Below are 15,865 nucleotides of genomic sequence, written 5' to 3' on the forward strand. Positions count from 1 at the left end.
GTCAATTTGCATACTCTCTCAATAGTAGTTTCCAGTACTATAAATTTACGCATCTTTTTACTACGGCATTTAATAAAATTGTTAATTAAAATTAAAAGCCTGCTGCCCACCGGTTCATCTTCTGTGCTAATACAGACAGGGGCAGACAACCATCTTTCAGCAGCTCATCATGAAAGGCGGACAAACTGAATTTATCTCCCAGCTGACGGGTATACTGCTCCCGCAACTCCCGGATCTTTAATTCCCCGATTTTATAAGATAATGCCTGCGCGGGAATAGCCATATACCGCTCTATCTCTGCTGTTGCTTCCTGATCAGATACCGGCTCATTATCCATCATGTATTTGATGGCCTGCTCACGGGTCCATCCTTTGGTGTGCAGACCTACATCCACTACTAAACGGATAGCCCGGTGTATTTCATCAGAAAGCCGCCCAAAATACATGTAGGGATTGGTATATACCCCCAGCTCTTTTCCCAGGCTTTCGCAATACAACGCATAGCCTTCTCCATAGGCGCCCACCCAGCTGAAACGCCGGAACTTAGGCAGGGATTCATTTTCCTGTTGGATCGATATCTGAAAATGATGACCGGGAATCGCTTCATGCAAAAACAGGCATTCCATACCGGTATAACTGAATTTCCTGGCGTCAAGAATAGGTACGTAAAACGTGCCGGGCCTGCTGCCATCGGCACTGCCCTGCACATACTCTGCGCTGGCAGAGGCTGCCCGGAAAGCCTCCGTTTGTTTTATCTGGAAACCTGTCTTGGGTAAGTGTCCGTACATCTTTTTTACCTGAGGCATAATCTTCGCTTCAATGGCCCGGAAAGAATCCAGTATGGCGGCAGGTGTGCTGAAAATATGGAATTGCGCATCATTACGTACAAAATTGAAAAAAGCAGGCAGATCTCCTTTAAAGCCGGTAGCCGTTTTTACAGCTTCCATCTCACCACGTATGCGGGCTACTTCTTTTTCTCCTATGGCATAGATCTCCTCCGGTGTTTTATCAGTGGTGGTCCAGTAGCGGATCAGGTAGTTATAGTAGGCTTTTCCATCCGGCAGTGCAGCTATCCCGCTGCTGCTACGTGCTTTAGGCAGGTATTCCGTTTGCATAAACTGATGCAGCCTGGCATAAGCGGGGAGGAGATAGGTGGTAATAGCTGTTTTGTAGGTGTCTGTTAAATGCGTGCGGGCTGTGCTGTCCAGATCCGCTGGCAGGCTTTTCAGCGGGCTGTAAAACACATTGCCGGTATCATTTTTAGACAAGTCGGCCAGCTGGGGAATGGTTTTTATGACCAGGGCTTTGGGTAATACATAGCCGGTGGCCATTCCCTGGCGCATATTGGCAATGGCGGTATCTGCCCACATAGCAAATGATTGCATGCGCTGTATGAAGTTGTCATAGTCTGCGGCCGTTTTAAACGGCTGTGGCCCATTACCGGAACCAAATTGCGGTAACGTAAGGGTTAATGCCGTAAACTGCTGTACCGGCATCAGGTAATCGTGAAACTGTAACCCGGTTTTTCCTATTTCCAGCTCTCTTTGCAATACATCATAGCTGATGCGGTCATTGCTGTTAAGTGCACCGGTATCTATCGTTTGCAATATCTGCTGGTAATGGGTAAAAAAACTATCCAGCCGCTGGCGGTAACCTACGCTGATATCTACGGGCAACAGGTTATTATACTGCGATTCTCCATTCATCGTGGCATCCAGCGGGAACAGCTCCATACGGCCATCATAATAGCTGGCTACTGTATGTTGCAGGGAATCCTGCATGGCTTTATTGTCAGCTGTTCCTCCCCCCGGCTTACAGGCGGCTATAAAAAGAACACCGCATAAGCCGGTATTCCTGAGCACTCTGAAAAATGGCGTGGCTACCGATGAAATGGTAATCATAGTGAAGCAGGTTTAGCGATAATGAAAATACAGTTTTTAGAGGACATCCTGTTGGATTACCCTTCCTTCCGGCAGGTGATCAGCCAAAAGGGGATGGGGGCCTTATCTTTAAAGTTTTTCACAGGTTCATCAATAGCGGTGATGGTGGTCAGCCCGTATTTCCCGAATTCCTGTTTGATGGATGTTTCATCGTAAAAGAACAGGTTGACACCATGCATTGTTTTAAAACGGTCTTTGCTGATTGGCTGGCCCTGTCCGAAAGTGGGGGCTTTTTTTGAGATCACCGAAAAAGTCATATATCCACCTGGTTGTAGCTGTTGGTAACAGTCTTTGATGAGTTGCCTTCTTTCCCTGAGAGATAATAAATGAATGAGGGCAAAACAAAAGATGCCGTCGTAAAGTTTATGGTCAAACGGCATGTCTGTTACAGAACCGTGGTAGATGGGGATACTATTCCCGTAATGTGTCCTGGCCAGTTCAATCGCTGTTTGGGAGATCTCTATGCCCGTTACAGCAATCCCATGGTCCAGAAATACTTTTGCATTCCTCCCGTATCCGATCCCCGGAATTAAAATGTCCTGTATGCCTTTTTCAAGGAACAGGTCTTTGGTTACAATGGCCGCATCGGCAGGCTCAAACCCCCACATGGTTTGTTTTTCAATAAAGCTTGATTCCCAGAATTCAGTCATGTTAAAAAGCATTTTATCTTGTAAACAGGTGGCTTCCCCTGCATCTGATACTATTAAAGCTAATAATAAACCACCTTATTATCACGGTTATAAATATAAAAAGCGATGCGGCAGACCTTCCGGGGAAGTCCTGCCGCATCGCTTTTTATAAAAACAAATACCTATTTAGGGAACAGCTCTGCCAGCTTTTTTTCCAAAGCTTCTCCGCGCAGATCTTTCGCTATTATTTTTCCGTTAGGATCAATGAGGTACATGGTAGGCAGTACCTTTACGGCAAACTGTTTTTCAGATACACTTTGATCGCCTTTCAGGTCATGGACTTGTACCCATGGCAATTTTTCCTGCTCCATGGCTGTTTCCCAGGCTTTTGCTGTAGCATCCGTAGAGATGCCCAGTATCTCAAACTGCCCGCCTTTGTATTTTTCATACAACGGACGCATGTGCTTGAACTCTTCCCGGCACGGACCGCACCAGCTGGCCCAGAAATCGATCAGTACATACTTGCCTTTCAGGGAGCTGAAACGGAAGGGTTTACCATCCGCACCTTTCAGGGTAAAGTCTTTTACCGTGCTGCCCAGGGTAGAACTTTTGCTACCTTCAATATCGGTGGCCAAACGTTTTCCAAAGTAAGATTCCTTTACGGCCTTCGTCATTTTAGCATACAGCTGTTCCTTCATTTTTACCGGCATCTTCCGGCCATAACGGTCCAGGATAAACGGTGATGCCACAGAGTTGGGATATTTAGCTGCTATTTCTCTGGCAGCCTTTACACCATCTTCTTCATTGGCTTTTTCCATCGCTTCCATCATCGCTTCAAAGGACGGATCATCCTTGTATTTCCGGGGATTAGCCACTTTTTCTGCACCAAATTGTGCCGCCAGTTTTTGCTCGGATACTTTGCCGTAGCTTTCCATTTTTTGCTGGAAAGCATCATAAATAGCATGTGCCGGTGCTCCCTTGATAGTGGACTGATAAAACCGGTCCATATTGGCTTCGATGGTGATCTCGCCGGGCCTGTCTACCAGGATGCCAAAAGGGGCGTATCCACCATGCTGTTTGGCTTCATATCCGCTGCTGAACATATGCCGGGTGGCTCCGGTAAACGGACGCACGATCTGGAAATGCCCGTTTTCTATAGTGGCCGAATCATTCTCTTTGGTAACATTATTATAGAGGTATACTTTATACCCGTTATAGGCTGTATCGGCAATGCCGTTAAAAGTAACCTTATCCTGTGCCGTGGCGGCAGTGCCGGCCAACAGCAACAATAAAGTGCTTACATTATATTTCATATGATGCATGGTTTGGTTTTAATGATCAATGATTACCAACCCTGGTTTTGTTCCAGCGGATTGCTGGCAGGGTATTTCTGCCGTTCAGACAAAGGTACCGGGAACCAGTACATCTTGTCCTCAAACTTGCGTTGCTCTACTTCCATCCGCACATAATTGCGGCCATTGGCATCGTCTTGTATATCTACGCCGTAGATTTTTGCACCGATCAGCTCCTGTCCTTTCTTCCAACGGCGGATATCATACCAGCGCTGTCCTTCCATAGCCAGCTCTACCTGCCGCTCATGCATGATGCTGTTGAATGAAAAATTGGTCATCTCGATATCCGGCATATTTACCCGCTGCCGCACCAGGTTCACATACTTCCTGGCTTCTTCCGCATGACCCAGCTTAAACTGCGCTTCTGCATAAATCAGGTATACTTCTGCCAGGCGGATAATAGCGCAGTTCTGATAGTTGGGAATACTGTTGGTATTCTTATGATCATATTTAGGATTCAGGAACTTACGCAGGAAATAACCGGTTGGAGAGGAACCGGAACCGGTAGCGCGGTTAAACTTGCTTCCTTTTTTCATATCCACCTTTTCTCCCATCCAGCTTATCCCGTCATACATCACCGTAGCATAAAAACGGGGATCCCGGTTCTCGTAAGGTTTTTCGGGATTGTAATCTGCAGATTTATCCCAGGGCTTTCCGTCTTTCATCTCAAAAGCATCTACCAGGTTCTGCGTAGGGCAGGTAATGGCACTGGAAAAACCGGTAAAGAAAGTAGAGCTTTCGTAAGTATCCACATCATGGATCTGCTTACTGATAGCACTGCCATATTGTTTGTCAAAAATGATTTCACTATTGTTATCATTCTCCGGGTTAAACAGGGTTTGATAATCCGGGAACAACGCATACTTTTTTGAATTGATGACCGCCAGGGAGGAATCCGCTGCTTCCTGGTATCTTTCCAGGTTCAGCAAAAAACGGCTTTTGATGGCCAATGCAGCCCAGCTGGTAGCACGGCCTATATCCGTAGGACCATATTTTTCCGGCAGCAATACGCCCGCACTGTCCAGGTCTGCCAGTATAAATTTGATACAGTCAGCTTCCGTGCCACGGGGGATCGCCGTTTCATCTTCCAGCGTCAGTACTTTATCTGTAATCGGAAAACGCCCGAAGTGCATATAAATATCCAGGTAAGTAAAGGCACGTAGAAAATGCCCTTCTCCTTTCAGCTGCCTTTTTACCTCGGCAGTAGCGCTGATCTCCGGTATTTTGGAAAGCAGCAGGTTGCATTTACGGATATTACGGAACCCATTTGTCCACACATCTGCATAAAGGTCGTCCGATTCATTATACTGCAAGGTATTTATCTGCCGCGCACTATGGAAAGTACGGGAAGAAATAGCTTCATCTGTAATGTTGGCCATCATCCAGCTGCCCCCTTTCGCCTCATCATAGGTGGTTTTCATATTGGCATAAATGTTTGCTACAAACATATTGATCAATGCCATGTCCTTCCACACATTCTGATCACTGTACTTATCCAGCGGCCCCCGGTCAAGGATGTTCTTGTTACATGCCCCCAGCACCAGGAGAACACTTATATATATCGCTATTTTTTTCATGTAGTTGTTTTTTTGGTTACACATTCCAGCCTAAAATTGCACGTTGATACCTGCATTATAAAAGCGCATCAGCGGATAAGCTACTGCTCCTGAAGCTTCCGGGTCAGCATATTTATAGGCAGAGAAAGTAAGCAGGTTCATACCGCTTACATATACTTTTACATTGCTCATGCCAGCAGCTTTCATCCAGTTACGGGGAAGCGTATACGATAGTTCCACATTCTTCACCCGCACGTAAGCTGTATTCCTTAACCAATAGGTAGATGTCTGACTATTGTTCTGATTGTTGATCCACATTCTGGGAAAAGCTGCATTCGGATTTTCCGGTGTCCAGCGATCCAGATGATGAGCTACCGGTACGCCATCTGCTGCAAAAGGAAAGGCAGTAGTACCGGTGAAAAGGGTTTGTACATCCGCGGCTCCTTGTACCAGGATGTTTAATTCAATGCCTTTGTAGCCTGCGCCGGTATACAGTCCGTAAATCACATCAGGATAGCTGCCTTTGTTAATGAGCTGCATATCATTAGGGGTGATTTTACCATCTCCGTCAATATCCACATACCGGATGTCACCAGGCTTTACATTATCGTACAGCGGTTTAGGACCATTTTTAATTTCTTCTTCAGATTGATACAGCCCGTCTGCCACATATCCTATGGTAGGACGGCCCAGGCTGATACGTTTTCCTTCCAGCCGTTGCCATGCCGGTACAGAAGAGGCCTGGTCATACCGTACTATTTTATTTTTCATCCAGGTAAGGTTGGGCCGTACAAAATAATTGACCTTGCCGGCCTGCCCGTTATAGCCCAGCTGTACTTCCACACCATAGCTTAATGTCTGAGCCATATTTTCACTGGGCAGCGGAATACCTAATGGGGCGCCTACTATTGCTGTCCGTGGCATCAGGATATCTGTTGTGTTTTTCCGGAAATAATCCGCTTCCAGGGTCAACCGGTTTTTCAGAATGCCCATTTCTAATCCCAGGTTCAGCATACGGGCTTTTTCCCAGGTAAAGCTGGGATTGCTCAGCACACTTTCCTTTAAACCGGGAATGTATTGTGGATTTGCACCACCAAAAGAATAACCGCCATCAGCACCTTGTAATACATCATAAGTAGACAGGAACTGATAAGGATTTACCCCGTCATTACCTGCCAGGCCATAAGAGCCTCTTACTTTCAGGTTGTTGATGAGTTTGATATTATCCCGGAAGAATTGTTCTTCTGAAATTCTCCAGCCCAAAGCTACAGAAGGGAAAAATCCAAACTGTTTGCCTTTCGGAAATATGTTGGACCCATCATAACGGAAGTTGAATTCAAACATATAACGGCTGTCAAAGTCATACCCAAAGCGACCCACCAGGGCCATCCGGCCTCTTTGTGTTTCCGTACCGCTATTGGAGGCCTGTGTAGGATCTCCCAGGCTTAATTCCGGAAGGGAAGCTGACTGGAAGTTACTACGAACTGCGCCCATTGCATCGGTACGCATATCTGTCATATTATACAGCAGCAACCCGTTGACATGGTGTTTGTTCCAGTTCCGCTTATAGGAAGCAGACATTTCTGCTGTCAGCAGCTGCATATCATTGTAGGTTTGCGAAAGCCTTGCTTTGGTATTGGCGGTAGTAGATTTTGTATAGTTACCATTGGCATCCAGGATATAGGTTTCATATGGGGTGCTGAAAGTTTTACCTATAGCAGAAGTTTTATCATATCCTACCATGCCTTTTACAAATAACCCTTTAATATAGGGTACTTCATACTGTAAAGACATATTGCCATTAAACATATTACCGGTATTGTTGTAAGTACCATTGGCACCACGGGATACCAGGTACATATTACCTCTGGCGGACGGGATCTGGTTGTACAAACCATTACTGAACTGGTTGGGTAATATACGCGGACTTTGCAACGCATATTTAATCACATAGTCTGCATCAAACGTAGCAATATCCCGCTTCTTGGAAAGGTTGGCGGCAGTTTGCACATTGAGCGTTAGCCTTTTGGTGAGCTGGGATTCCACGTTCACCCTGGCATTATAACGGCTGTATTTTACCACATCAAACAAGCCGCCTTCGGAGGCATATCCTGCGGAAACGAAGAATGTAGTTTTATCATTACCACCGCTGGCAGAAAGGTTGTACTGTGTTTGCATGGCATATGCAGAAAGCATTTCATTATACCAGTCTGTATTGGCATAACGGTCAGGATCAGAGCCATCTTTAAACTTTGTCAGCTCTGCATCTGTATAACCTCTGCCGGCAGCAGGATTATAGTTGCCTTCATTTTTATAGGCTTCATTCTGTAGCATCGCGTAATTGTAGGAGTCCAGCACCTTGTACAAACGGGTAGGCCGCTGCATAGTGGTATTGGAGGTGAAGTTGAGCGTGGTCTTACCTTTACTCCCTTTTTTAGTGGTGACCAGGATAACCCCATTGGCGCCACGGGCACCATATACAGCTACGGCAGATGCGTCTTTTAATACAGAAATGCTTTCTATTTCATTCGGATCCAGGTCATCCAGCTTACGGCCGGGAATACCATCTATTACGGTCAGGGGATCCAGGTTGTCCAAAGTACGGCCACTTGTTGTGCCGCCTATTTCCGATCCCAATCCACTGATCCCCCTTACATATAGTTTGGAACTGGAACCAGGGCCACCACTGCCCTTTATAGCCATCAGCCCGGGTACACGTCCTATCAATGCATCTGAAGCATTGATGGCAGGAGATTGTGTAAGTACTTTGCTGCCTACCACACCTACCGAACCGGTAAGCGTTGATTTCTGCTGTACACCATAACCTACTACTACCACGCTTTCCAGCTCCCGGATACCATCCAGCACAATGTTTATTTCCCGGCGGCCATTCAGATTAACTTCCTGCTGCTGAAAGCCTACATAACTTACTATTAATACAGCGTTGTTGGGCACTACCAAAGAGAAACGGCCATATTCATTGGTAACAGTACCTGTATTGGTATGCTTTACCCGGATACTTACGCCTAACAGCGGGGTGCCGGTCTGATCAGTTACTTTTCCGCTGATACGTGTTTGCTGATTCTTTGAATAAGCGGAAACAACAATGAGCTGCTCATCGAGCAGCTGATAATGTAAACCAGTGTTGGCCAATACCTCATCCAGCACCGCTGACACCGGTTGCTGTTTCACATTCAGGTTAATTTCCTTACCCGCTGGCAATGTATTATTATTGAAGGCAAAACGATAGGACGTTTTCTTTCCTATCTCCTGTAGTACCTCTGCAATGCTGGCATTTTTCATGCGCAGGGATACCTTGGTGTCCTGCGATAAGCCAGTGGCCGATACCTGTAAAAATCCCACCACTAATAAAACGGTTGTCAGTTTCATAAACAATAATAATTTGGCTGATAGGGGACGTAGTCGCCGCCCCCTCGGTGGTTGGTTTTTTTGCATACCTTTACTTTAGTTTAAAGTTTAATAATTGAAACAGCGGTAACCTAATCCGTTGGCTGTTTCTGAGCTTTAACAGGGGGGATGTTGCCGCATTCCCCCTATTTTTATTTATATATTACAATACTGCTGTCCGATGCTTGCCGGTAGCGGAAAGGCATTGTTAATTGCAATATTTCAAGTACCCTCGGGAGATCTTCCTGCTTAAAGTCTCCACTGAACCTTAACTGTTTCATCTCTTCATCGGCTATGGTAATATGGATCCCATACCATCTTTCCAGTCTTTTTACCAGCTCTTCCAGCGGTTCATTAAAGAATACCAGCTTGTTTTCTGTCCAGGCAGTTTCTGTAGTCAAACTGTCAACAGGATCCATCCTGACAGGCGAAACCGTCAGATATGTTTTGCCGGATAATACGGCCTTACTGGCAATACTGTCCGGAGGAACGGCCCTGTAATGCAGCTTCTCCCGGGGCAGCAGGCGGATCACCCGGTTTTCTCTTTTTAAAGTAACCTCTACCGAACCTTTGATAAGGGTGGTTTCAGTATAATCCTCTCCGTTATAAGCCCGTGCATTGAACGAAGTGCCCAATACCTTGATGGTGGCCTCCTTCATGTATACTGTGAAAGGACGGTTGGCATCATGTATCACATCAAAGTAGGCTTCTCCTTCCAGGTATACATCCCGTTTACCATCCTTAAACTCCGCTCCCAGCGTCAGTTTGCTGGCAGCATTCAGTACTACCTCCGAGCCATCGGGCAACTGCATATGCTGGCGCTCTCCGGCTTTATTGTTATAGCTGTCCGGATAACTGAGCGTTACCTGGGGCAGCTGCTGTTGGGAAGGCTGTAAAGCCCATATCAGGGTACCCAGTACCCCTGCGGCGATCACAGCTGCGGCCGCATATTTTCTCATGGGTGTCAGCCAGTGCTTTTTATTGACTGCGGCTACCTGCATGGGTGCTGCCGTTGTCTGCGCTACCTGCTGTTGCAGCACTTTCAGCTGCGCCTGCATATCTGCCTGCCGGATACCCTGCACCAGGTATTTCCACTCCTGTTGTGCCTGCCTGATCATAGGCGCCTGTTCCGGATGTTGCTGTATATAGGCTTCCCAATAGGCTATATCAGCTTTGTTCCGCTGCTGGCAAAAGTTTAGAAATGACTCATTTGACAGCAAATCCGCTATAGAATTAACAGGCTCCATCCAGGTTTTTTTATGATAGAGCGGTAGCCCGGCATTATTTACCTGCCGTTTTGAAAATATTTTAACAAAAATTTAAAATAGCCAGGGGAGTAATAGCAGGATGCTGTATAGGAGTGGTTTTCCGGAGGCAGGGCTGGAAGGCTCCAGGTCTTGCCTTAACCTCACAATGGCTTCATGTACTTTATTATAAATGCTCCGTACGGTTAAACCGGTTTTGTCCGCCATTTCTTCATAGCTGAGCATTTCATAATATTTCATAAACAGTAATTGCCGCTGGCGGGCAGGTAGTTTGTTGATCGCAGTGGCCATCAGCTGGGAGCGCTCGGCTACTTCCTGCTCGGCTATCCAGCTATCTTCCCGGGAAGGCACAAAAGGTTGGCCGGCATCATCCAGCAGGTCGGTCGACACATAACTGTGTTGTAATGCCTGCCTGGCCAGTTGCCTGCGTAAAGAAGTATAGAGGTAGTTCCTGACATTGCGGGCCGCCTGTAAACCATCCCGCTTTTCCCATAAATAAAGAAAAAGCTGGTTGATGGCATCTTTTACAAAATCGGCGTCTGTATTATACTTTAATCCAAAAGAAAGCAACGGTTGGTAAAATCGTGTGTAAAGTTGGTATAAAGCATCCTGATCGCTCTGTAACAAGTGTTCCCATAAATCCTCATCACTGTTTTCTGTTGTATTTCCCTTTAACATGACATGAAAAACGGAGGTAATGATTCACCTTTCAGGCCATAAAGCTATTAAAATATATGGTAAAAACTAATCTAGTGGCACCTGCGCATGGTCCCCAACAGGGAGGACAGGCCCGGTATCATAGCTGATTTTCAATAGCGGAAGACCAAATCATATGGCAAAAAAAAACATTCCGAAGAATCGGAATGTTTTATCTAGAACAGTGAACAATGAAAACGCTTATAATAACTGATGATATATCACCTTATTTCAACTGTTTGATCTTAATGCTTTTAAAAGACACTTCGTTGCCATGGTCTTGTAGCAGCAGATGCCCTTCCGGCCATAATCCGAAGTTCTTCCAGTTTTTATACTTGCTGATAGCTACCAGGTCTTTGAATGCCTGTGAGCCTCTTTCATATTCAATTACTTTAAATCCGTTGAGCCAGTGCTCTACATGATTATTCGGGAATACGATGATGCGGCCCTTATTCCACTCTCCAATAGGACGTAAAGCTGATTTCACATCCTTACGGGCTATCAGATCATACAGGGATGCCAGTGTTCTGTTATGACCATTACCCAGCTTGGCATCCGGATGCTTCGCATCGTCCAGTACCTGGTATTCCAGTCCTATAGCTGATTTACCTTTGGTGTCATAAGATTCCTTTACAAAGTACTTAACCCCGCTGTTGGCCCCTTCTGTCAGCTTAAATTCAAAGTCCATTTCAAAGGCACCGTATTCTTTGTCAGTAATAATATCCCCGCCACTGCCTTCTTCATCACCGGTGGAATGCTGTATGGTGAGTATACCATTGTTGATCACCCATCCTTTGTCCGGGAATTTATCCTTATTTACGCCTCTCCATCCCTTGGAGCTTACGCCATCCCATAACAACGTATAACCATTTTGTTTCTCCTGGCCGGAAATGTTGTTGTCAATATTATTGACCACATATACCTGATCATATTTTGAATATTGCGAAGCAGCGGGATTTTCTATGATACGGATATTACGCCAGCGGATGTTTTTGCCTTCATCTGCTGTTTTGCCGCCAATACCATGCACTTGCAAGGCGATAAAACCCTTTGGCAAGGCAGTATCTACGAGATGGGCAGCGGGTACGCCATTGATCCAGGTACGCATTTCCGGTCCCCGGCATTCAATGCGGTACTTATTCCAGCCATCGTGCTTAAAGGCTTTTTGCGCTACCGGGTTCAGGTCCAGCGGATATTGCCAGCCCCTGCGGCCTTCTTCATATATACCACCACTCCAGGCTCTTTCAGAAGGATCTATCTCCATCTGATAACCAAATACCCGCCCGTTTTCATAATCCGGACGGCTCTGGCTGCGAAACTGGATCCCGGAATTAAACGGTGCATCCAGCTTATATTCCAGCTCCAGGATGAAATCTCCATATTCCTTTTCAGTAGCAAGAAAAGAGTTAGGCGTTTTTAATACCGTAGTACCAACTATTTCTCCGTTCTGCGCATTATAATGAGCAACGCCGCCCAGCTGTTTCCAGCCTTTCAGGTCTTTTCCGTTAAAAAGTGACTGCCACTTGCCGGATTTGGCAGATTGTGCAAACACGGCGCCGTACATGCAAAGTAAGCTGCCGCAGAGTAGTATTGTCTTTTTCATAACCTTTCCTTGATGGGACTCCAAAATAACAAATATAACGTCCAAATTAAGCAATGAAAATCTTTTTTACAACCGATTGCAAAAAATAATACACCAATGGTAAGCCAGGTGGGGTCTAAAATTACAACCGATTGCATTTGGGTGGCAATGATGCCCAGCTACCGAAAGAGCAGTTATTATTCCAAATCCGGAAACCGTCCGTTTTTAGGGGCCCAACGTCCGTATCCGAACATCTGAACACAGGATAAAAAAATGAAATCCTTGCTACCCGGCACTTTGCATAAATGGCCGTTATTTTGTGCACCCCTGTTTGTATTTTCCCTGATGCCCTTATAATATCTTTTTATGCTAAAGAATTATTTTAAGATCGCATGGCGCAGCCTGCTGAAAAATAAAACTTACTCCATCATCAACATTGCCGGACTGGCAGTAGGCATTGCCTGCTGTGTACTGATCACCATCTATGTGAAAGGAGAGCTGTCGTACGACCGTTACCATAAAAATGTGGACCACATATACCGGGTACTGCATGCTTACCGCCATACGAAAGCAGGGGAGAAACTACCCACACCCAGTGCTACCGAGTTCCAGGTATGGGGCAATGCGCCGGTAGGGCCAGCGCTGGCAGCCGATTTTCCCGAAATAAAAAAGGTGGTACAATTCACCAGCCCGGTTCACTTGTTGCTGAAGTACCAGGAAAAGAGTTTTCAGGAGAACGACCTGTTATTCATGGATTCTACGGTATTTGATGTATTTAGCTGGAAAATGCTGGCAGGTAATCCAGGTAGTGCATTGAAAGCAACTAACAGCATTGTGCTTACGGAAACGATGGCACAGAAGTATTTTGGTAACAGTAATCCTGTGGGACAGATCATCCAGGTAGGGGAAAAAGATGCATTGACGGTGACTGGCGTTATGGAAGATGTGCCTGCCAATTCTCATTTCACCTTCAGCGGGCTGATCTCTATGAGTACATTTCAGCGGATTGAGCCCGGGATCTTTCAAAGTTGGGGATATGTGGATTTTTATACCTATCTCCTGCTAGCCAACCACACCAATGTTAAAAACATGGAGGGCAAGCTGGCCAGCTTTATCGACCGTCATCAACCGGAGAATATGGATAACGGTTATGCTATTGCACTGGAGCCGTTAACGGCTGCTTACCTCCATTCGGTGGCTGGCCGCCAGCCGGGTGCAATAGGTAGCCTATCCAATGTATATATCTTTTCCGTGATCGCCGTATTTATCCTGCTGATTGCCTGTATCAATTTCATGAACCTGTCTACCGCCCGCTCCCTGGAAAGGGCAAAGGAAGTAGGCGTACGTAAAGCGGTAGGCGCTTTCCAGGATGGACTGATCTACCAGTTTTTAACGGAGTCGGTGGTCATATCGCTGATCGCCGTAGTGTTGGCGATTGTACTCTCTTTCATATCATTACCCCTGCTACGGGAAATATCCGGTAAGCCATTTCCGGTGGCTGCTTTCCAATCCCGTACTATCATCGCGCTGTTTATACTGATCCCTTTTGTAGTAGGTATCCTGGCGGGTAGTTATCCGGCCTGGGTATTATCCCGCTTCCGTCCGGCAGAAGTGCTGAAAGGAAAGTTCAGGTCTTCCGGCAATGCAGTAATGCTGAGAAAAGGATTGGTGGTGTTGCAGTTCAGCCTGTCTATTGCTCTGATTGCAAGTACCCTGATCGTATTTTTCCAGCTGGAGCACCTCCGGACTTACAAGAAAGGCTTTAAACAAGATCAGATGCTGGTGATCGACTATGGTGGGGATAACGTGGTCAACAAGCAGATGGAAGTGATTAAGACGGCACTTGCAAGAGATCCTGGTGTATTATCCGTTTCGGCTTCCCGTTCTGTACCAGGAGATTTTATTCCTAATGCAGGGACGAATATTGAAATGAATAACGGCGCTATGCAGTCGTATGCACCTACGATATACGAAATTGACTTTGACTTTATCCCGGTGTATGATCTCAAACTAGCAGCTGGTCGCGCTTACTCCCGGGATTTCCCTGCTGATGCAGAACAATCCCTTATGGTTAATGAAGCGACAGCAAAGCTATATGGTTATGCTAATCCGGAAGATATCGTCGGCAAGCGTTTTGAGCAATGGGGGCGTAAAGGGAATGTAGTAGGCGTACTGAAAGATTTTAACTATCAATCCCTCCATAAGAAAGTAGAACCGCTGGTGCTGCGTATCGCTTACCCGGATGGGTTCAACAAAATATCCCTGCATATCAAACCCGATCATGTGGCGCAAACGATAGCAGCAGTGGAAAAATCATGGGCAGCACTGGTGCCGCATCACCCCTTCCTGTATAGCTTCCTGGATGAGTCCTTTCAGCTGCAATACCAGCAGGACCAGCGCTTTGGCAAGATCTTCGGCCTGTTTGCCGGGCTCACCATCTTCATTGCCTGCCTGGGATTATTTGGCCTGGCTACTTACGCTACGGAGCAGCGGGTAAAGGAAATCGGGATACGGAAAGTATTGGGTGCTTCCGTAACCAATATCACCACCCTCTTATCCACCGAGTTTGTAAAACTGGTATTGCTGGCCATCCTGATAGCTACCCCGGTAGCCTGGTGGGGGATGAACAAATGGTTAAATGATTTTGCTTATCATATCGATATACAATGGTGGGTATTTGCATTTGCCGGTATGGTGGCCGTCATGATCGCATTGCTCACCGTAGGAGGCCAGGCATTAAAGGCCGCACTGATGAATCCGGTGCGCGCGTTAAGATCAGAATAAGCCGCATTTTGGTTATCTTCATAGGGCGGCTTCATCGCGTCATCACCCTAAAAAATATTTAACCAATGGCACAGAAAAAAATACTGTTTTTAACAGGCGACTACGCAGAAGATTATGAAACAATGGTCCCTTTCCAGATGTTGCAGATGGTGGGACATGAAGTACATGCAGTATGCCCCGACAAAGCGGCGGGCGATAAGGTGATTACTGCTATTCATGACTTTGAAGGAGAACAGACCTACAGCGAAAAACGGGGACACTACTTTGTATTGAATGCCACCTTTGCGGATGTAGTAGCAGCGGATTATGATGCGCTTGTTATTGCCGGTGGACGTGCCCCTGAATACCTGCGTCTTAACAAAAATGTTATTGAACTCGTCAAACATTTCTTCATGGCCGACAAACCGGTAGCAGCTATTTGTCATGGTATCCAGATCCTGACAGCAGCCGACCTGGTACGCGGCAGAAAACTCACCGCCTATCCTGCGGTAGGGCCCGAAGTAACAATTGCCGGTGGAAAATATGTTGCCGTAAATGTATACGAAGCAGTGGTAGACGGTAAGCTGGTGACCGCACCTGCATGGCCTGCACATCCGCAATGGATCGCTGCATTCCTGCAAGTACTGGGCACGAAGATTGAATTGTAGTTTAGAG

Annotated in this window: 10 protein-coding genes; 2 read left to right on the forward strand and 8 right to left on the reverse strand. The window is 46.3% G+C overall.

Features of this window, described 5'->3' with window-relative positions:
• Positions 1-91: 91 nt before the first annotated feature.
• The 8 genes from ABR189_RS21525 to ABR189_RS21560 form a co-directional block, all read right to left on the reverse strand.
• On the reverse strand, positions 92-1,900 hold the full coding sequence (locus ABR189_RS21525) for a DUF885 domain-containing protein (RefSeq protein ID WP_354662545.1): 1,809 nt from the start codon (positions 1,898-1,900) through the stop codon (positions 92-94).
• Positions 1,901-1,956: 56 nt separating this feature from the next.
• A complete protein-coding gene (locus ABR189_RS21530) occupies positions 1,957-2,589 on the reverse strand; it encodes a class I SAM-dependent methyltransferase (RefSeq protein ID WP_354662546.1) in 633 nt (210 codons plus the stop codon).
• Positions 2,590-2,750: 161 nt separating this feature from the next.
• Positions 2,751-3,881: a redoxin domain-containing protein gene (locus ABR189_RS21535; protein ID WP_354662547.1), complete on the reverse strand. Its 1,131-nt coding sequence runs from the start codon at positions 3,879-3,881 to the stop codon at positions 2,751-2,753.
• A 32-nt stretch (positions 3,882-3,913) separates the two neighbouring features.
• Entirely contained in the window at positions 3,914-5,497 is a 1,584-nt protein-coding gene (locus ABR189_RS21540) for a RagB/SusD family nutrient uptake outer membrane protein (RefSeq protein WP_354662548.1), read from the reverse strand.
• 30 nt (positions 5,498-5,527) lie between these two features.
• Positions 5,528-8,866, reverse strand: coding sequence for a TonB-dependent receptor (locus ABR189_RS21545; protein WP_354662549.1), 3,339 nt, complete (start codon positions 8,864-8,866; stop codon positions 5,528-5,530).
• A 170-nt stretch (positions 8,867-9,036) separates the two neighbouring features.
• Entirely contained in the window at positions 9,037-10,131 is a 1,095-nt protein-coding gene (locus ABR189_RS21550) for a FecR family protein (RefSeq protein WP_354662550.1), read from the reverse strand.
• Positions 10,132-10,203: 72 nt separating this feature from the next.
• The gene (locus ABR189_RS21555) at positions 10,204-10,827 is read right to left on the reverse strand and encodes an RNA polymerase sigma factor (protein WP_354662551.1); all 624 of its coding nucleotides are present in this window, start codon (positions 10,825-10,827) and stop codon (positions 10,204-10,206) included.
• 244 nt (positions 10,828-11,071) lie between these two features.
• Positions 11,072-12,448 carry a 3-keto-disaccharide hydrolase gene (locus ABR189_RS21560; RefSeq protein ID WP_354662552.1) on the reverse strand — a complete coding sequence of 459 codons (1,377 nt, stop codon included), beginning with the start codon at positions 12,446-12,448 and terminating at the stop codon, positions 11,072-11,074.
• Positions 12,449-12,793: 345 nt separating this feature from the next.
• On the opposite strand from ABR189_RS21560, the gene ABR189_RS21565 reads away from it, so the two are divergent.
• Positions 12,794-15,211: an ABC transporter permease gene (locus ABR189_RS21565; protein ID WP_354662553.1), complete on the forward strand. Its 2,418-nt coding sequence runs from the start codon at positions 12,794-12,796 to the stop codon at positions 15,209-15,211.
• Between the two features lie 65 nt (positions 15,212-15,276).
• Complete coding sequence (locus ABR189_RS21570; RefSeq protein WP_354662554.1) at positions 15,277-15,858, forward strand: DJ-1/PfpI family protein; 582 nt, start codon at positions 15,277-15,279, stop codon at positions 15,856-15,858.
• The last annotated feature ends 7 nt before the right edge of the window (positions 15,859-15,865 follow it).

This window comes from Chitinophaga sp. H8 (genome assembly GCF_040567655.1).
Taxonomy (GTDB): Bacteria; Bacteroidota; Bacteroidia; order Chitinophagales; family Chitinophagaceae; genus Chitinophaga; species Chitinophaga defluvii.